Here is a 19,464-nt window from a genome sequence, read left to right as displayed (position 1 = left end):
AGTACCCTGTTAGCTACAAAAACATTCCCTTACGTTGAAGTATTTATTTGATATGACAGGAGTAGTTTCCAGATGGACCCATCCTACTCATCGATCGAAATAGATCCAGTCAGTGACGATTCTGCATCGACTCAGGATCGTCAGCAGTTGGTGGCGGATCAACCGCGTCCATGAACACAGAGGATTCGATCGCAGCCGAAACCCGCTCATACCACCATGTCGCCTGTACCGCAGCCAACGATCGCGTACTCTGCGTACCACGGACCGCGACTAACAACAAGGCTAACAACAGGAATGTCGAGATCCCAATGTCGGCTCCAGTGAGAACCAAACTCGAAAGGCCAGCTAACACACTCACAAGCAACACAAAACTACACACACGGAGTGGTCGCACAACGAACCGCGATCGAAGCTGGAACCCATTCCGAAGACCGAGCGAAGATGGAATGACCGAAATCACGTCACGAATCCGTCGATCGAGTTGTCGCAACACAGGACCTGCAGAAAACGTCTCTCGAAGATCGATCACAATCACTTCCGAGTCGGGTTCTGCTGTGAGCCACCGATAGAGCCACGAGGATTCAACGAATCGACGAATACCAACATACACACGATACACAGTTGATGTCGATCGTGGGCCGGCGGTGGGCATCTCAAACTGACTCTCACTTCTCTCACTCTCGACGGTGCCTGCGGATCGATCGACACCGATCGGTGGCTCTTCAGCACCGTCAGTGAGCGACGTCACAATAATCGAGTCGTGACTCCACGATCGCAACTGTGTATAGATACGGACTGCGATCGACCCGCGTCTAAAGTCCGGCTCAGAATCTGTACTCATAGGCTATTACTCGATGGCGACGACCTCACCTTCGAATGTGACTTCATCAAATTCGAAGACGATCGACTGATCGATTCGGAGTGAACTGCCGCGGAAGAGCACTGTGCCATCATCCAACTCACGGACAGTCATATCAACTGTCATCGTCACATCACGGTTGCGTGGGTGCTCAACAACCTCAAACCCATCACCGCCGCTTCTGACCTCTTCGCTGGCCACATCGGAGACATCAGTTACGGTTGCGGTTTCATCATCTCGCATGACTTCCGTTAAGCCAACACCAAGCCGATCGACACGGTTCTGTGGGATTTCAGTTGCCTCGACAGTGACGGTACGAGTTGCTTCGGTACCGAATGACTCCTCTGGTCCAACATCAGTAACAACACCTTCGACGACATACTGTGGTGTTTCAATCTCAAGATCACGACCGAACCGGAGCGGCTCACCAGCAAAGGAGATCGCACTCTGTTCTTGCGCTTCCGGATCGATCGCCGTACCGTTCACTTCGGCTCTGATAACCACATTCCGATCGCCATCTTCGGTTGGGGCAAGAAAGACGTCAGTGACAGTCAACACATCCGCGCTTCCTTGAATATCCCATTCATCGCCCACTGTAATCTGGTTCGCCGTATAATCCGGTTGTTCACCAAGATCGATCGTAGCATAGCGGGTATCAGCTGGTTCACCACCAATACCAACAAGCGCAATCCCCGCACCAATAATCGCAATAACAAAAAGAACAACAAGTGCGTCAATAACATTAATTAAGCCAAACAGCTGTCCGTCATCATCAATAACTGCGGACAGCCTGGAATCATCAGCCATAACTTGTACGTATCTGGTTCTCAGCGCGTTAAAATCTTTAATATTACTCTCGAAACACCAATTCAATAACTGTTAACCGATCGCCTTGCAAGGCTACATTCATGCACGAGGATGCTGGTGAGCCACCGATCGGTGTCGATCGGTCCGCGGAGATCACGACAGAGCTCCTGGGTGGGCTCTCAGAGACGGTGATCGCCGGTGAGTCGTTCTTGGAAGCAATTGTGACTGGTGTGCTTGCCAAACAACACGTTCTCATTGAGGATGTCCCGGGGACTGGCAAGACACTAACCGCCCAATCACTTGCGGGCGCACTTGGATTGGAATTCAACCGGATCCAGTTCACGCCCGACCTATTGCCGTCTGATATCACTGGCTCAACGATATTTAACGAAGGAAACGGTGATTTTGAGTTCAGACGTGGGCCTGTCTTTTCGAATATTGTGCTTGCAGACGAGATTAACCGCGCCCCACCAAAGACACAGGCGGCACTGCTTGAAGTAATGGAAGAAAAGCAAGTGAGCGTTGGCAACACAACATACGCACTCCCGGAACCATTCTTTGTCATTGCGACACAGAACCCGGTTGAACAGGAGGGGACATTCGAATTGCCTGAGTCCCAGCGCGATCGATTTATTATCAAAACCTCGATCGGTTATCCAGATCGAACGAATGAGCGACTACTGCTCGATCGACGGATTGAACGAATGGTTGCGGCCCCATCGGTTGACCAAGTTGTCGATCCGGAGACGTTCAAAACGGTACAAGAGGTCCCTGAATACATCCATGTCGCCCCGGACGTTCGTGACTATATTGTGGATATTGGGCGCGCAACCCGAGAGCACCAACGGACTGATGTTGGTGTCTCCCCACGTGGAATCCAGCGATTGCTCGAAGCCTCGCGTGCTCGTGCAGTCATCCGTGGCCGAGACTACGTTGTACCAAATGATGTGAAGCAGCTTGCAGTGGATGTCTTTGCACACCGACTGGTGCTGAACGCTGCGGCACTCATTGATGGAGTCTCACGCCGCGACGTTGTTTCAGACGTACTCTCAGAGATTGCGGTCCCCGCGATTGAAGCATAGTCACTCACGGCTCAGCAACTGACTCACCAAACGCATACAACAACGAGAGCACACAAAGCGCTGCGCCGACCCACAAGAGCGCCACTGCAATACCGATCGCCATGCCAGAGAGCATACCATCTCTCCGCCATCCGGTCGCATTGTTATCTCCCTTCTACTTCTAATTAACCACGTAGTACCGCACTGAGGACGATTGCCGCACCGACTGCAAGTATGACCGCGACGATCGTTCCATCAGCACTTGCTGTCACGTCTTCGAGGAGCCACGAGATGATCGCAGTCACTGCAAGTGCAAGTGTGCCAACCACAAGACTTGCCCCGGCATGAACAACCTCACCACCTGTGTGCGATGGAGATGCTCCAAGGTCGGCAGTCACGCCAACGCCGAATGAACCAATATCCCACACAAGGACGGAAGCGACGGCAACCGACAGGACAACCAGCGATGAGACGCCAGCGCTGACACTGCTCACAACACCAATCACGAGCCCGAACACGACAAACCGTGGTCCAGCAGTTGCAGGCGACACAAGACGGGTTTCAGAAAGCAGTGGGAACACAAGCAGTCCCATACTCACCAAAAATAACACAAGTACCCACAGTGCCATTCCAGCGGTCCCTGCGCCAATGAGCGAGACGATCGTCTCAATGAGCGCAACATGCTCATGCTCTGCACCGACAACAGCCCCTGCGACTGTTGGCGCACTCACGATCGTTACCACAAACAGTCCGGTTGCACAGACAATCGCAGAGACGGACCACCAGACATGGCCAAACAGGGTGTCCATGCCGATCGATCGAGCCAGAATAATTACACCTGACAGCACTACCGCGGTGAGAAACACTCGCACAAAACTCGTTCGTAGTGCCGCAGAGTCCATCACAAGGCCAAGTGTCGCATTAACGGTCCCAGTTGCAAGTCCTGTTTCTACGCTTATTATGACAACTAATGCAACGAGAATACTCCCAACGCCAAGTATTGCTCCAGTTGTCGAAACAGATCGAGAGACAATTGCCATATACACCGATCGCTTCGACTCTGGAAGCACAGATGCGGGCGGCAGAACAACCGACACAATCCAGACACCACCAACCGCAAGCCACGATACCACGACAAAGCCGAGAATACGTCCGGTGTCTGTGGTTGGAACCACGAGTTCCGAAAGTCCACCAAGTGCAGTCACCTCGAACAGTGAGGAGAGATCAAACAGGAGTGCGAACAAAATGAGTCCATAGATCCCAGCCACGGTTCCGACACGGAGTAGCCATCCGATCACCCGTGCAACGGATCCATCCCCGAATGCAGCAACACGGAATCGAGCAAGGCCAAAGCCGACACAGCTGCCAGCAACTGCAATCCATGCCCCGATCGACGCTCCAGACACAACAGCGTATCCAGGGAGTCCAACAGCTGCAGCCCCGACAACCAACACGCTGACTCCACCAATAAACGGAATCAGAAGGCCAACCGTCCCAACCGTGGCGATCGTCACTGCAAAGAGCGCACCGACAATGAGACCACCCACTGCAAAGAGTGGATAGCCTGTACTCACACCGACGACAAGCAGTGCGGCGATCGCAATCACAGCCGTAATAAGCGCGCTTTGCGAGGAGACTGTCCCCTCGTCAACACGAATTGCACTGCGAACCGAAGACAGCGTTCTCTCACTCATACTCGGATCCCTCGTCCAGTAACGGCTCCACGACTGAGCGCCGCAGTCAATGGGTCATCCGGGTCCCAATCAATAACAGTCACACCTCGTTTTTGAAGCGTCTCGATCCGGTTCGATCGGCGGACGGCTTCAAGCTTCCCACCTGCGGTCTCACCACCAGTCACATCCGGAGTGTACATCGTCACAGGATGGCCAGTGGCATCCAACTGCCGAATTAACTCTAAGGGATACGAATCACACAATGGCGACAGAAAGAGCACTTGACTCCCCGTAGGGAGTTGTTCAATAAGTGCCTGCGGTGTAGGGTCATCCTCATTTCGATCGGCCTGATTGATCGATGGCTCAACGGTCGCTGCGGCCGCATCCAAACACTGCTCGATCTGTAACTGTGCGCGTCGTCCCGTCTGTGGTGGAACCCACGCCCACGGACGTTCTGCATCATCGACACCTAGAGAAACTGCGCCAACGCTGTTCTGTGCGTCCAAGAGCGCCGTGTGTGCTTCAGCAGCGATCGAGACACACAGCTCCGTCCCTGTTGGTGATGTGTCCGTTCGCGCGACTGCCGAATGCACACGAGCATCGACAAGGAGAATGACCTCTGTGGCTTCTTCTTCTCGGTAGTCGATCGTTGAGAGCACCCGCTCGCGAGCATACTGTCGCCAATTAATCCGTGCGATTGGATCGCCAGGGTGGTACGCACGGATGCTGTGGAATTCAAGGCCTTCGTTGGCTCGATCCGAAACTAACCCACCAGACAGTGCCGTTGTCTCATCTCGCAGTGGGTACTGCTGTGGATCGAACTGTGCGGTGAGTTGCGTGTCACCCGACACAGCAGCCGTCGTCGTATAGATGCTTGCTGCGGAGAGACTTTGTGTTCGGACTGTTGCTGGATCGAACTGAAACTCACCGTAGCGGGACCGAACCGTATAATCAATAGTCGCTGTCTCTCCGCTACGGAGCGTCAACCCTGCACGTGGTGAGCCATCCTCCACAGCCAACTCCGCTGGGACGCCATCGACAATCCGAAGGTCTGGAATTGTCTGCGCACTTTGATTTTCGACGGTGAGCGTTACTGAGACGCTTCGACCAGCATACGTATACTGTGGCCGAATGGTGCGTGTCAGTACGAGTTGCTCATCTATTGCAGGTGCACTCGTCAATGCACTGTACGCTACAAACACGATCGGGACCATTGCAGCCACAAACAACAGCGACTGGCCAAGCCAGACCCCAACCGCACTGAGTGCGATCGTGATCGCGATCGCAACCCGCCAGCGAGTCGATCGTTCAAACATTCTCTGTCACCTGCTCATCTGCTGTTGTGGCTTCCACTCCCACTGCCGACGCAAGGCGCTGTCTCCACGTCATCGATGCGTCTGACTCCGCTTCAGTAGCACGCTCGGTCCCAATCTGGCCGATCGCAACAGTTGTCTGTCTAATTGCCTCCTGATATGCAGCCCCTGGTTCACCCCAACGTCGAAGTTGAAACCCGGGCGGATACGCCTGCGTCTCGGCAAAGAATGCTTGTGCGACCGCGGTCTCTGTCCACTGACCTTCTTCAAGCATTGTGACGACTTCCTCGCGATCAAGTGTCTGTGTGAGTCGGAGTCGCTCGATCGCTGTTTCTCTGAGTTGTTCGTACGGCTCCGTTTCTTGGTATGAGACGTCTTTGAGGCGAACCGTGTTTGTTGCCTCTGTGAGTGTCGACTCAAACGAAGCACCAACGCGAACTGGTGCTGTGCGTGGTTTTTCGGGTGGCGAGTCACGATCAACTAATCCACCAGGGTGGTCTGTGTGTCCCGACCGAAGATAGACACTCATGACAAGCCCCAAAAGGAGTGCTAACACGATCGGTACTGTCGTTACCGGCGATGGAATCACAGTGATAACCCGATCAGCGATGGCCGATGGCAGTGGACCGCTAAAGAAGGCAAGCAATCCGCCAACAAGCAGTAATACCACTGCAGCCGCGATCGGGCCAACCTGTTGGATACGAGCGATCGTCTGGTCACGATCCAGATTGAAATCAATCTGCATTACTCTGTCTCCTCCGATTGTGATTGCTCGATCGCAGACAGTGCGGTCGCCGCCTCTGTCATATCCTGCCCGTCTCGACGTGGCCCATACACAGCTTCACGGAACGCAGTTGTAATTCGAATCACGGGTTCTCGTGGGAATCCTTTCTGAATTGCCTGCTGTGCAAGCTCGCCTGCTGTTTGGTTCGGAGAGATACGGCCAAAGACGACCCGAATGAATGAGCGCCAGATCGAACCGATGGATCGGCCCTGCGCTTCTGGATCTGACGATCCCGTCGAATCTCGATCGGATGCATTCTCACTTGTTGGATCTGTCTCTGCTTCTGTTCCCCGTCCAAACAGTCCACGAATGAACGTATAGAATCCGTACACAGATGTCCAGATTGCGCTGACGATCGAATCAGGGCGGCGCTTCCATACTGCACGGAGCAGAACCATTGGTGCAGTAACCACCCACCACAGTTTTGCGCCAAGTGATGTCTCAGTGCGCAGCTCCGGGCGTGTGAGTGTTGCCTCGATCCATGCGATCGCATTGATGAGTCGCTGCTCGATCCGATCGCTAAGCCCACTAATCCGTGTCTGTGCGGTACTAATTGTATCCGATTCACGGGATGAGAGTACTGTACCAACGGTGCCAAGAATGAGAATAAACACACCCAATCCCGTCAAAAGCAAGAACTGATTCGTCACCGAGAGCGTCACAGACTGCCCCACGTATTCAGCCGACACCGTGACGCCGGTTGCTGAGATCGGGATCGAAGCGACTCCATCCGAATCCGTCTGTGCAAGCGTCGAACCGTCGTGGGCGATCGTCGCGTTCTCGACTGGCTCCTCGCCGACGGTTGTTATTACAGAGATGTTCTGACCCGGCAGCGCCAATACCTCTTCGGAATCGCTGGTGAGACGTAACTCTCCAACAGTGACCGTCTGCTCATGGTCGATCTCTCGATCTTCATCTGTGATCCGAAGGGTAGTCTCACCCTCGTCGATCGATGATGGAACTGTAAACTCAAGCCCACCACTGTCATTTGTGACGCCAACAACGCTCTCATTCAGCATCACTGTCGCTCCCGACAGTGAATCATTTTCATTCTCGATCTCTGTGCCGATCGTTGCGTCGCCACCAATAACAAGCGGCTCTGGTGAAACTGAGACCGTGATCTCTAGTTCGCTCTCTTGGATTTCTTCTTCAGAGTCTCCCTCCTCATTCTCTTCCGTCTGGTTTGTGGAGCCATCTTCAGTCCCACCTGAGCCGTCTTCAGTATCATCTGTATCGTCGTCCTGTGTACTCTCTTCATCTTCTTCAGCCTCGATCGGCTCCCCACACTGGGATGGAAGCATAACATCTGCCATCTCAGTATCTGGACCGAGCGCGTCCGACTCAACAGCCATCCGATCGGCAGGATCGGTTGGGTCGAACGGAATCCAACCATGACCAGTCACATACACCTCAACCCATGCGTGTGAGTGCACGCTATGTACTGTATACGTTCCATCTCCGTCAATCGCACCTGGCGCATAGCCAGTGACATACCGAGCAGGGATGCCTTGCGATCGCAACAACACGACCATGCTCGATGCAGCATACTCTGCGTTCCCAGCGTCCATCTCAAACAGGTACTGTTCGATCGGGTCTGCCCCTGCTTCATCATGGGTTACCGATCGATCGTAGTCATGCGTGTCTTGAATCCACGATTCGATCTCACAGGCCGCTTCAACCGGCGTTTCGGTCTCTTCAGTTAGCTCATCACCTAACACCGAGATACGGTCTGGAAGGTCATCCGGCAGGGCGGTGTATTGCTGTCGGATTGAGGCAGGATAGTTTTCTTGTGAGCTTCGAAGCTGTTGGAGGTCCGGTTCGTACTGATATGTCTCGACAGTGTAATTACGGCCGATTGGTGTTGGCTCAACAAGCAACAGCCCGGTTTCAGAACTTACATCCACGCCAACATCATCGAGATTCTCGATCGTCGCTGGCTGCCAGGATGTTGGTGCTGCACTTGCCTGTCGTGTGAGTGTTATTTGGTGAGACACCTCATCACTGATACGTCCAGTCGCAGCGAGTGTGTCGCTGTACCGCTCGGAGTCACCGGTCCGTACCCACGTTCCATTCTCGTATGTGGTGTAGCCATCAACACGCCAGTAGCTCGGCTGGGTGGTTTCTACCACAAACTGCAATTCATCGGAGCTGTTGGTGAACGGATTCGATTCGTTTGCCACACCGGTTCCGATCGGGTTCTCTGCAGCACCACCCAGACTCCCACCGCCAACAAGCCCAGGATGATCAACTCGCTCAACGGCCGCTGTCGTGGTGTCTGTTTCATCCCCAGTTCCTGGTGCACCGAGTGTTGCGCCGCCCGTAAATGAGACTGCAAGCAGTCCAAGCGCAAGCAAACACGTGAGAGCAATCACAAAATCTCCGACCCGACGATCTTGTCGGGGCCCACTCGATGCACTCATCTATCTATTGACGATTGTAGCTTTGCGCATAATAAACTCACCGAGTGCTCTTCCGCGACCAATTGACAACGCGAATTCAAATCACGAACTGCTTTGGGTGTTGAGTCATTTCAAAACAGTAGACAGACCTCCATGGACCGATCGCCTAAACAGAAACACAGCATTCGCCTTCCAGTGCTTCCGTTTTCAGTGCGAGTCTTTCTTGCGACGGCTGCAATTTTGCTCCTCCTGTACTATTCGATCGTCCCCGCCCCAGGGAGCGGTGGCATCTCGTCTGGCCCCTTTGGCATCTTCCCATACTCGATGTGGCTGCATTTTCTTGGCTACATGGGGCTTGCTGTTGCACTCTCATATGCAACCTTTCATCTGGATTACTCACGATCACAACTGCTGATTGGTGTCTTCTTTATCACCGTTGGATTTGGGGCACTCATCGAACTGCTGCAATACACACTCCCTACCCGAACATTTAGTCTGGTAGATATTCTGGTGAATACGATCGGCGCTGCAACCGGCGTTGCACTGTGGCACCTCACCGATCGTGTCATTGGCTTCGCCAAATAGCCCGTCCGAGTATCACGCTAAACGGTGGATCGACACCTATTATATTCTTACTCAAAAAGTACCTGTCAGTGAGTTACACAGAGCTGGCTGTTGCGATTCTTGCAGGTGCTGTTCAAGGTGTTGTTGAGTGGCTTCCGGTTTCGAGCCAGGGTAATCTGGCACTGTTTTTGACATTCGTCGGAACCTCACCAGATGTTGCACTGCAGCTCGCGCTCTTTTTACAGATTGGAACGACGATTTCGGCGGCAAGCTACTATCGCGATGAGATCGCAACTGCAACCCGATCGATTCCTGGCTGGCAGCCACAAGCCGCGTTTGCACCCCAGAATGCCCTTGTCTCATTTGTTATTCTGGCCTGTCTTGCAACCGGGATTGTTGGCATTCCACTGTATATCTACGCTGTTGACTTTGCAAGCGAACTTACAGGCGGCATCTTCATTGCACTCATTGGTGTGCTCTTAATCTTGACTGGAGTCCTCCAACTCGCATCCGAGTCTGTTGGAATGGGATTTCGCGAGGAGCCAACCTTTGTCGATGCTTGTCTGGTCGGTGCTGCCCAAGGAATCGCTATTCTCCCCGGCATTTCTCGATCGGGTATCACGACGAGTGCACTCCTGTTTCGTAGCTACGATCCACCAGCCGCGTTTCAACTCTCATTCTTACTATCGATCCCTGCGAGCCTTGGTGCTGCTGCGCTTACTGTTGTTGGAGCTGGTGGCCTCCCTGGAATCAGCCCCACTGCAGCATTTCTCGCAACTATCACCAGCGCAATCGTGGGCTATCTGACGATCGATGCGCTGATGAAAATCGTTGAACGCCTTCCGTTCTGGCTCATCTGTTTTGGACTCGGTGGATTGGCGATCGTTGGCGGCGGTCTCGTCTCCATTCTTGTCTAGCCACTGAATCAAAACTGCTTTTTGGACACTCAGTCATGTCTGTGTATGAACATTCTCGTCACTGGTGGGGCCGGCTTTATCGGCGGGCATTTGGCCGAGTCATTTGTCACTGATGGCCACACCGTCACGGCGATCGATATTCTCGAGCCCTTCTATGATATCGGGTTGAAAGAACACAATATAGAGGTCGCACAATACGCTGCCGAGAACACAGATGGGGGCTACAACTTTGTTGAAGGATCAGTTACGGATACAGAACTGGTCGATCGGCTCATGGCGGAAACAGATGTTGTGTACCACCAAGCAGCTCAAGCTGGCGTTCGTGCAAGCGTTGAGGAGCCAACAAAGGTAACCAAATACAATATCAACGGCTCACAAACTATCCTTGAGGCCGCTCGAAAACACGACATCGATCGGGTTGTGAATGCATCGTCCTCATCTGTCTATGGAAAGCCACAGTATCTTCCATACGACGAGGACCACCCAAACGAGCCAGTCTCTCCATATGGGGCGTCCAAGCTTGCAGTCGAACACTACGCACGTGTGTATAACGAAGTGTATGGACTCCCAACCGTCTCGCTTCGGTACTTCACCGTGTATGGACCGCGAATGCGGCCAAACATGGCAATCAGTAATTTTGTCTCTCGATGCATGCGCGGTGAGCCACCCGAAATATATGGCGATGGTGAGCAGACTCGTGACTTCACGTACATTGCAGATATCCTTGACGCAAACCACCGGCTCCTCACAGACGACAGCGCTGATGGGGAGGCAATGAACATCGGATCGACGGACAACATTTCAATCACGGCATTAGCTGAAGCCGTTCGCGATGCGATCGATCCAACACTCGACATCAAATACACAGATGCTCGCGATGGTGACGCCGAGCATACGCACGCAAATATCGAGAAAGCAACCAGGCTCATTGGCTATGAGCCAACCAGAGACATTCGAGAGGGCGTCAGTGAGTTCATCAGCTGGTACGAACAGAATCGTGATTGGTACGAACCGCTCGTGTTGAACTCCTAACGACCAAAAAAGCAGCTTTTCTCTCGGTATTTAGTCGTCTGCAGAGGCAGGCTGCTCTACGGATTCCGCATCTTGGAGTCGACGTTCTGCTTCGTCACGATCTTCTGGATAGCCAATATCCATCCGCCAGCCATCCAAACCGATCGCATCGATCGTCCGGCCCGATCGGATCAACAGGTCGATCGCTTCACTGATCTCGTACTCGCCACGGTTCGATGGCTGGACGAGGTGGCAGGCGTGGAAAATCTCAGGCGTAAACGTGTAGAAGCCAGTCATCACCAAGTTCGATTTTGGCTCGTCTGGCTTTTCCACGACGTCTGTAATTTCGCCGTATTTGTTAGTTTCACAGACACCGTATCGACTTGCATCTTCCCATGGCACTTCCTCAACGAGGAAGGTTGCATCTGCACGCTCTTCTTGTTGGCGTCGAACAACATCCGCTAAGTTTGCGTGGAAGATGTTGTCCCCAAGGATGAGCATGAAGTCATCGTCAACTTGGCCTTCGACGGTCAACAATGCGTGTGCCAACCCTTTCTGTTCACGTTGATGTGTGTAGGTGATCGGAACGCCCTCGAAGTCATCCCCATAGTGGTCGATAATGACTTCTTTGAGATAGCCCACAACGACAACCAACTCATCGGCTCCTAACTCGATGAGCTGTTCAAAACAGTGGGTCAAGATCGGCTGTCCATCGACCTCAACCATTCCTTTAGGTTTGTCTTCTGTAAGTGGCCGAAGCCGGGTCCCCTTACCGCCCGCGAGTACAACTGCTTGCATATTCTTTTGTACATAACTCCGTAAAAATAGTACTTGTTATTGGGCTGACCGATCGAAAGTGATAGAACCAGCAAATCAACGAGTACTACTATATCACTCACAGCAGATGTACAGTCTAGTATATATACTGATTGAGAATGCGACAGTTACAAAAATATAATCGTAACTTCAGCACAATTGATTGATTTGTTATATTGTAATCACTCAATTTGAGATTCAGAGAATACAACATAACGTCTTGCTAGCAGATTATGAATTTTCGGGCGCTCAATATCAGTAGTATTTAGACTCATTGCTCAACAACGCGTCTGAAACTAATAACCGATCTTCTGTTTCAAAAACACGTTCTATTTATGATTTTTGCTGGTATTTAATAAATAAAAATGGTAGCAGGTTTCGCTACAGTCGTTTATTGCTCAGCGACTGAAAGTGCGTCAAGGTCGACTGAGCGAAGTGTTGCCGACCGTGACCCATCATCGAAAATCAATGAAACAGAGTCGCCATCTGTAAATACTGTATCTTCCGAACCAGCTTCATTGACTAATGTGATATCAATCTGTTGTCCTGCTGAGAACCGATTATTTCCAGACCGCTGAAAGTCACCCTCTCCAAGACTATCAGCATCCAAATTCCAACTTAGACTTATGCTATCGTTGTCGATCCCATCACCAGAATTGTGGGTAAATCGAACAAGCACTTCATCATCAGCAATCGGGTCATCTTGTTCTCCACTCAGAAGCTGTTCTCCAGAGATACTTGCTTGTGGTGTTGAATCACCCAGATCGTCACCGAGACCGATCACAAAGGTTCCAATCACAGCCGCGAGGATGACTGTAATAGCAACCATTAGGATTACACCGATGACTGGCTATACTGCCCGATCGTTTGTGAATAGTTGTTTCAGTTTCATATATTCAACCACGGTTCACCGGTGAACAAGGCTTTATGAGAGCCCATTTCCAAGGGCAATTGAGAGATCAATTCTCTCCGAACTCACTTGTTACCGAATGGATACCGTTACGTTGCAGTTGATGCTGAAGTATAATAAATTCGAGTGATCATTCGTCACACAGGCGCAAGACACACATAACTACGATTACAGATTCCCCACAGGACGGCCATAACCCAGTTCAGATCAGCAGATACCACATCCTTGTCACACCATTCAACGAACCGATCGACTGCCGATCGCTTTCCCGTCACCCAGAACCCACAGAAGAGACCAACACATCTATACAGAACCCACTCGTTATTGACAACAGAACGGCACAGTACGCCACGAAAATGTGGCCTGGTGTTTGCACCACCAGACCTGTGCCTGTGATCAGGCAATGACAGCTACGACACACCAACAGGAAACCGTTTCGACTAGTTTTTCGAACACACATCGATCGATTTGTGCGATCATCTCTTACCAAAACAACACACAACATCGAGTGACCACGATCGAACAGGAGGGCCAGCGATAATGTCGATCGATCGCCTCCACGCAACGATCGAGCAACTCACCGATCGGCTCACAGACGTTGAACAGACGGCTCACGAAAACACTGAACTCAGAGAGCGAGTCGAAGAACTTGAAAGAGAGAACGATCGACTCCGAGAGCAACTGGCCGAACAAGAGCGTCAGATCGAGGCAACCGATGCGAAAACAGATGCGATCGCGAAGAAGTCCCAACTGAACAAAGACCGAATTACGGAGATCCAATCACGAGAGTTAGAGAAGGGTGCGCATCTCAAGCGCGAACATGTAGATACGCGATCGATCGACGTGCATACCGATCGGTTAGAGAAACTCACGAAAGAGGACGGCAATCAGTATTTCAGACTCCCGAACGGGGAGGACCCACTCGATCGCGGCGGACAGATCAGACTATCACATAGTGACCTCTTGCCCGTCCAACAACTCGCCAGACTGGATGATGATATGTTGCGATCGGCAACCTCTTCGCGTCCAGCCCGCTTGGCTGTGAAACTGTGGCGAGCACGAGCAGACGACACTGTTGGTGATAACCCGTGGAAGAGCGGCTCACAAACGATTCGCGAGTTCGTGAAAGCAAGCGATCTCAAACACTGGATACGAAGACAAGACCCTGGCGTTTCGGACAGCTATGCAAAGAAACTCGTCTCCAGAACGATCGACGCATTGTTAGACCTCACACAGAACCGTATTGCACTCCGACGAAAGAAAGAACGCAAGAACGGCCTCTCCTACACGGAGCGGCGGGTTATCCTGCCAACCGATGCGGCAATTCCCGGTGAGTTCGGTAGGGATACGCCAGAGACAGCTGGTGTCCACGGGTAGGAGTGTCCACCGAGTAATCTAACAACGTATCTCAACTCCCAAGCGGGACTCTCACTGCTTATCCCAACCCATTCACACCGATCGACTCTCTATACGCGGTACCGTTACTGTGTAGTCCGTCGATCGATCGGTCGTCGTCGGTCAGTGTAAGGGACGTGGTGGGGATGTGCGTCCGTGGACACCAACTGTCTACGGAGAGGAATCATACTGCACCAGTTATCGATGGATCGATCGGGTGAGCGTAAACACCAGTAAGGCAATCAAGAATGCACCGAGGAAGCCTTCGATCGCACCAGCAGCCTCAAGTACAAGATCTGTTGGTATTGAAGTCAACCGATCAAAAAGTACATGTCAAAACAATTAAAACGAATTCAGTAATGAGTGACGGCGTTTTGTACATCGCAAGCGGGGAGCAGTATATCAAAGAAGCAACTCTGTCGGTAAATAGCGTTAAAAATCACATGCCCGATGTAGAGACTGCCATAGTAACGGACGATAAAATAAATGTGAGTGATAGTCAATTTGATACGGTTCTTGATCTCTCAAAATCGTATCCACACACTGGAATCTCAACGATACAGCCAGGCATGTCACCATTTGACCGAACGTTATTTCTGGATAGCGATACGTACATAACAGAACCTGTTTATGAGCTATTTGATGTGGTTGAAAGCCACGACATCGCATTTACTCTGAGTCCTGGGCGAAAATCAGTCCCTGGATTGCCTGATCCTTGGATCGAATTTAATACTGGCGTCGTTGCCTACTCGAAATCTGCAAGCATGGATCGGTTTTTTCACGAGTGGCAAGAAGTGCACGAACAGTTATTAAATCAAGAAGGGATTGAACGGAATCAGCCATCGTTCACCCATGCAATTCATAATTACGAACCTGACTATTTCGTATTATCAAGAGAATACAACTGTCGAGTTCCTCGGCACGGGTATCTTGCACATGACGCCAAAATAGTTCATGGCCGCTGCGCTGAGCCACTTGAGCAAGTTGCAAACAAGCTAAATACTCCTCAGGGACGACGGGTGTACAAACCGACGATCGATCGAAAACTACAAAATCACATTTCTGTGATCGAAAATAGCCGTGCATATCGATTGAAACGTCTTGCACAGATGGCGAATGATAAATATACAAAAGAAGGGCTGAAATCACTGATTAGTGATGGTAGCCGTTTTGTTTGGGACACTAATAAAAAATCGTAGTACTTGTACTTAATCGGTTGCTGCATGGTGATGCAAGAACGCGGTCGTAGAACATCATATCTGCATCTTGAGCTACTTTTGCGGTATCTCTGTGAGAGAATCCGGTTGTTGTTTTTTTGATATATAAGGCTAAAACCCGTCTTTCAGGGCGGCGAGGATGTCAAATCAGATAGATCTGGATGGCTGATCGGTGATCGTGATGGTGAATGTATAATTTCATTCCGGAGTTGCTGCCATTTCCGATGTCGAACACGGATGTTTACTGGTACTCGGTCGCAATCTAAGAGTTTTGCAATTGTTAAGCGATGAATTCCACACCGAGAAAATAAGAGTTCACCCGAGCGTCCAATATTCACACCAATTTCATTCATCAATGTAGAAGGCTCATCATTGTTTGCAGCTCGTGTTTTATGTGGATTAAATAATAGTAGCTCTTGTTGAGACAAATAACCATCAGAATAAATTGTCTCGTATAATTGATCAACCGATGTAAAATGTTGATCAACTTCGGTTGGCGTCGTGCAATTGTACCGTGTCTTCCCACGTGTTTGCAACAGTTCCATCTCCGTTTGATAATAGTCAGTATCTTCCCAAGCAACACCATCACAAAAATGTCTGTTTATTGACTTCACTCGTTCTCTGGTATTAAATTCGGAGATCTCTTTATCCCACGATCCACCGTAGACACGACCAAAAACACGGGCATTTGGGATGACATAATGTGTTATGTTAGAAGGACTAACCCAAATGATCTTAAATGGATCCGCATCTGTGAACTGCTGATTCGAGAGTCTATTTCCATACCTAGTGATTATCTCTGTCAGACGAGGGTACTGAGGAATATATGGGCCAATATGTTTGTGACACCAAAATTCAATATCTACCTGAGTAATTGGAAAGGTCGGTTTCATACGTGTATTATTCCATCCATAATATTCTACAATTGAAATCGTATTACCACTACTGTTTCTACCTAGGTAAATCCATGTACACTCTCCCGGTACTGTGTTATAATTCGAAATAAACTCATGACGTAATCGTAACCCCGAGTATATTAGAAGGCGTGTAGAAAATGAGAATGTGCACGTGAGCGATCCCCAACTCGTATCCGTTATTATTCCAGTCTACAACGACCCTTCTGGCTTACGCGATACATTAGAAACCGTTCTCACTCAAACCTACACCCACTTGGAAGTCATCGTCGCAGTCACTCCTGCAGACGGTGCTACGATCGAGGTCGCTCAGTCAATTGCAAGATCTAATTCAGGTACCGTTTCTGTTGTTACAGAAAAAACCCCAGGACCCGCAGCAGGACGGAACGCAGCTATCAGAGACTCAAATGGTGGTATCCTCTGTTTTCTTGATTCCAATATGACTGTCGAGAAGGGATATGTCGAATCTGCAGTTCAAAACATGGAAGCAGACAAACTCGACTATGCTGGCTGCGATGTTGAATTGTTAATCCCGGATGGAAAAGAAACGATTGCTGCGCGTTTTGATAAACACACGGGCTTTCCAATGAAAGAGTATATCAAATATCATGAGTATGCCCCGACCTGTGCACTCTTTGTCCGCCGCAGTGTGTTTCTCGATATCGGTCTCTTCGACGATCGATTGACTGCGGCTGAAGACCTCGAGTTTGGCAACCGTGTCAAAAATGCCGGATACAAATTGGTCTTCCTTCCTGATGTAACCGCTTATCACCCAACCCGGAATTCTCTCCGTGAACTAATAAAAAAAGATCGGCGGGTCGGTAGTGGCCTCTGTCAGCTACAGCGTTATCACCCCGATCGGTACGGTACACCTGGAATCCCACCACGTCCGAGTGGGATCAAACGCCCTGATCAGAATCTACAACTGAAAGAACGTATTGAATTCAGTATAATTTCCATTTTTCTCACGGGTGTTCGTGGCCAAGGCTACTACCAAGAATATGTTAGGGGTGAGGAACATGACGGTGTAGAAACAATCCCCAAAATCCGACGATAATCCAGCAATCTTACAATAAGGTATCATGACTTTGTGTCAGTAACCCACGACTGAAGTCGTGGGCTTCCTCCTTGCAACTCTGGTAGACAAGGTCTCGGTTTGACAGACCCAACCTCGAAGAACAAGACAAAGTGTATCTAACCATCATGTGCAATGAGACGGCTCGAGAACCTGTGATGTGATCGTGGATTAATTGAGAAGCTGGATGTCGAACGGTAGATTGTTTTTTATGGTGGTTCTGAATCGGGTAGAAATCCCAAGGAGGATCGTAAAGTAGACTGTAGCGCCGAGAGCTACTAATACTATGATGAATGCTGTATTGTAGCTGTCTAGCCACGTGAAGTTGGCCTCAGTCGTTCTCCGGGCTATAAAAATCATGAGACCCATGCTAAGCGCTGCAACCCATTGACGCATGATTTCAGCATACGGAATTGAGAATGGTACAAGCTTTTGTGTGTAATAGAATGCGAAGACAAGACCAATCGAAGCGGAAACGAGGGTAGCAATTGCAGCACCAACCCAACCGATCTGCCAGATCAAGACAAAATTGAGAATAACGTTGATAATGATGAACACTGCGTTGACTCGAAACGCGAGGTTGGGTCTATCAATCGCATTGAGTGTGTTAAGAAGTTGCTTATTGTATGTATAAATAAGTAATGCCGCTATGAGGAGGGTGAGAACTTCAGCTCCAGCAACAAATGCTTCACCATAAATCAACATGAGCCGGTCGCCAAGAAAATACGCGCCAACAAGACCCGGAATAAGAATAAGCCCACCATACGTGAGAGCATCTTCAGTCAAGCCAGCTGCAGCATGGGCACTCTTCTCGGCAGATATTTTACTCATTTCGGGGAATAGTGTCGTACTAATTGCACTTCCGAAGATATCCAAAAATTTGCTGAGCGACCACGCAACAGAGTAGATACCAACAAATCCTTGCGTAACAAATACTCCGAGGACAGCAATATCAACACTGTCAAAAGTTCGGCTACGCATAGTTCCCAGCCAAGAAAATTTAGCATAATTGAACAAGCTAACAACGTGATGTTTTTGTGGAATCGCCGGTCGTAGCCCGAGAATCCAGAGGCCAAGGGTAGCGGTTATAATATAAGCAACTGCGTATCCCCAAAGCATTCCAGAGAGGCCAAAGCCAACCACAACGAGCAAGATTTGAATGATTGCCCTAACTACCTGTTTCGTACTTGATAGAATTGCATCGACATGAACAAGATGGTTTCCTTTGAGTGATGCATTGACAAACGATTTGTACAGCGTGACAAACAGTAGTAAAACAACGAAGCCTGCGATCGGAGCACCAACATAAGCGTTAATTTGCGAGCGAAAAATGATCACAAGAAGGCTCATCGTTGAGATCAGCACACTCATTACAACAATCCCTGCGCCGATGAACTTCTCTGGATCATTACCTTCACTTATTCGTTTTGTAATCGCACTCGAAAAGCCCAACTTGCCAGCAGCCCCAAGCCAAGTCACTAACACTAGCACCAACGCATACTGACCGAGGACTACCTCACCGAGTTCCCGAGCAAAATAGATTGTTGCGAGGAATCCAAGAGCAGAGCCGACGAGTTTAGAGACGAAATAAATCGCCGACGTTTGTCCGAGGCGCATGGAGAGGGAGATCAATTTTAATTATAAGTTGTACTGATGAATATTTTCTGATCAGTGGGAAGGTTTTGATTAGACCCAGATACGAAAATGTCATTACGATATTATAAACATCCGTCTTTGTACGATCGGTCT

Annotated in this window: 16 protein-coding genes; 7 read left to right on the top strand and 9 right to left on the bottom strand. The window is 50.2% G+C overall.

All coding sequences use genetic code 11. From position 1 onward, the window contains the following. Positions 1-109: 109 nt before the first annotated feature. Positions 110-841 carry a hypothetical protein gene (locus AArcSt2_RS11010; protein WP_250584610.1) on the bottom strand — a complete coding sequence of 244 codons (732 nt, stop codon included), beginning with the start codon at positions 839-841 and terminating at the stop codon, positions 110-112. Between the two features lie 6 nt (positions 842-847). Beyond that, positions 848-1,666: a DUF4330 domain-containing protein gene (locus AArcSt2_RS11005; RefSeq protein ID WP_250584608.1), complete on the bottom strand. Its 819-nt coding sequence runs from the start codon at positions 1,664-1,666 to the stop codon at positions 848-850. A 101-nt stretch (positions 1,667-1,767) separates the two neighbouring features. On the opposite strand from AArcSt2_RS11005, the gene AArcSt2_RS11000 reads away from it, so the two are divergent. Further along, positions 1,768-2,748, top strand: a complete 981-nt coding sequence (locus tag AArcSt2_RS11000; RefSeq protein ID WP_425493661.1) for an AAA family ATPase — start codon at positions 1,768-1,770, stop codon at positions 2,746-2,748. Positions 2,749-2,912: 164 nt separating this feature from the next. Here the strand turns inward: AArcSt2_RS11000 and AArcSt2_RS10995 are convergent, their stop codons facing one another. Genes AArcSt2_RS10995 through AArcSt2_RS10980 form a run of 4 tightly spaced genes read right to left on the bottom strand, consistent with a single transcriptional unit; the run spans position 2,913 to position 8,869 of the window. Next, a complete protein-coding gene (locus AArcSt2_RS10995) occupies positions 2,913-4,421 on the bottom strand; it encodes a hypothetical protein (RefSeq protein ID WP_250584606.1) in 1,509 nt (502 codons plus the stop codon). Further along, positions 4,418-5,716: a DUF58 domain-containing protein gene (locus AArcSt2_RS10990; RefSeq protein ID WP_250584604.1), complete on the bottom strand. Its 1,299-nt coding sequence runs from the start codon at positions 5,714-5,716 to the stop codon at positions 4,418-4,420. Before AArcSt2_RS10990 ends, AArcSt2_RS10995 begins: the two co-directional genes overlap by 4 nt. Beyond that, a complete protein-coding gene (locus tag AArcSt2_RS10985) occupies positions 5,709-6,458 on the bottom strand; it encodes a DUF7269 family protein (protein ID WP_250584602.1) in 750 nt (249 codons plus the stop codon). Before AArcSt2_RS10985 ends, AArcSt2_RS10990 begins: the two co-directional genes overlap by 8 nt. Then, a complete protein-coding gene (locus AArcSt2_RS10980) occupies positions 6,458-8,869 on the bottom strand; it encodes a transglutaminase TgpA family protein (RefSeq protein ID WP_250584600.1) in 2,412 nt (803 codons plus the stop codon). The genes AArcSt2_RS10985 and AArcSt2_RS10980 overlap by 1 nt, the downstream gene beginning before the upstream one ends. 180 nt (positions 8,870-9,049) lie before the next feature. Between AArcSt2_RS10980 and AArcSt2_RS10975 the strand changes: the two genes are divergently transcribed. From AArcSt2_RS10975 to AArcSt2_RS10965, 3 genes are all read left to right on the top strand, one after another. Continuing rightward, a complete protein-coding gene (locus tag AArcSt2_RS10975) occupies positions 9,050-9,481 on the top strand; it encodes a VanZ family protein (RefSeq protein ID WP_250584598.1) in 432 nt (143 codons plus the stop codon). Positions 9,482-9,549: 68 nt separating this feature from the next. Next, positions 9,550-10,377: an undecaprenyl-diphosphate phosphatase gene (locus tag AArcSt2_RS10970; protein WP_250584596.1), complete on the top strand. Its 828-nt coding sequence runs from the start codon at positions 9,550-9,552 to the stop codon at positions 10,375-10,377. A 45-nt stretch (positions 10,378-10,422) separates the two neighbouring features. Further along, the gene (locus AArcSt2_RS10965) at positions 10,423-11,409 is read left to right on the top strand and encodes a GDP-mannose 4,6-dehydratase (RefSeq protein WP_250584594.1); all 987 of its coding nucleotides are present in this window, start codon (positions 10,423-10,425) and stop codon (positions 11,407-11,409) included. 30 nt (positions 11,410-11,439) lie between these two features. Here AArcSt2_RS10965 and aglF read toward each other — a convergent pair whose 3' ends face one another. Both aglF and AArcSt2_RS10955 read right to left on the bottom strand, forming a co-directional pair. Further along, a complete protein-coding gene (gene aglF, locus AArcSt2_RS10960; RefSeq protein ID WP_250584592.1) occupies positions 11,440-12,186 on the bottom strand; it encodes a UTP--glucose-1-phosphate uridylyltransferase AglF in 747 nt (248 codons plus the stop codon). 409 nt (positions 12,187-12,595) lie between these two features. Then, positions 12,596-13,048 (bottom strand): type IV pilin domain-containing protein, encoded by a 453-nt coding sequence (locus AArcSt2_RS10955; protein WP_250584899.1) that lies wholly within the window; start codon positions 13,046-13,048, stop codon positions 12,596-12,598. Positions 13,049-13,654: 606 nt separating this feature from the next. Between AArcSt2_RS10955 and AArcSt2_RS10950 the strand changes: the two genes are divergently transcribed. From AArcSt2_RS10950 to AArcSt2_RS10940, 3 genes are all read left to right on the top strand, one after another. Beyond that, positions 13,655-14,491, top strand: a complete 837-nt coding sequence (locus tag AArcSt2_RS10950) for a DUF8008 family protein (RefSeq protein ID WP_250584590.1) — start codon at positions 13,655-13,657, stop codon at positions 14,489-14,491. A 377-nt stretch (positions 14,492-14,868) separates the two neighbouring features. Then, positions 14,869-15,708: a hypothetical protein gene (locus AArcSt2_RS10945; protein ID WP_250584588.1), complete on the top strand. Its 840-nt coding sequence runs from the start codon at positions 14,869-14,871 to the stop codon at positions 15,706-15,708. Positions 15,709-16,794: 1,086 nt separating this feature from the next. Beyond that, a complete protein-coding gene (locus AArcSt2_RS10940) occupies positions 16,795-17,697 on the top strand; it encodes a glycosyltransferase family 2 protein (RefSeq protein ID WP_250584586.1) in 903 nt (300 codons plus the stop codon). A 189-nt stretch (positions 17,698-17,886) separates the two neighbouring features. On the opposite strand, the gene AArcSt2_RS10935 is transcribed toward AArcSt2_RS10940, so the two are convergent. Next, positions 17,887-19,332: an oligosaccharide flippase family protein gene (locus AArcSt2_RS10935; RefSeq protein WP_250584584.1), complete on the bottom strand. Its 1,446-nt coding sequence runs from the start codon at positions 19,330-19,332 to the stop codon at positions 17,887-17,889. Positions 19,333-19,464: the final 132 nt, after the last annotated feature.

Origin of the sequence: Natronocalculus amylovorans (assembly GCF_023638035.1) — an archaeon.
Lineage (GTDB): Archaea > Halobacteriota > Halobacteria > Halobacteriales > Haloferacaceae > Natronocalculus > Natronocalculus amylovorans.
Note: the sequence above shows the minus strand (reverse complement) of the source record. Positions and strands in the feature narration are given on the sequence as shown.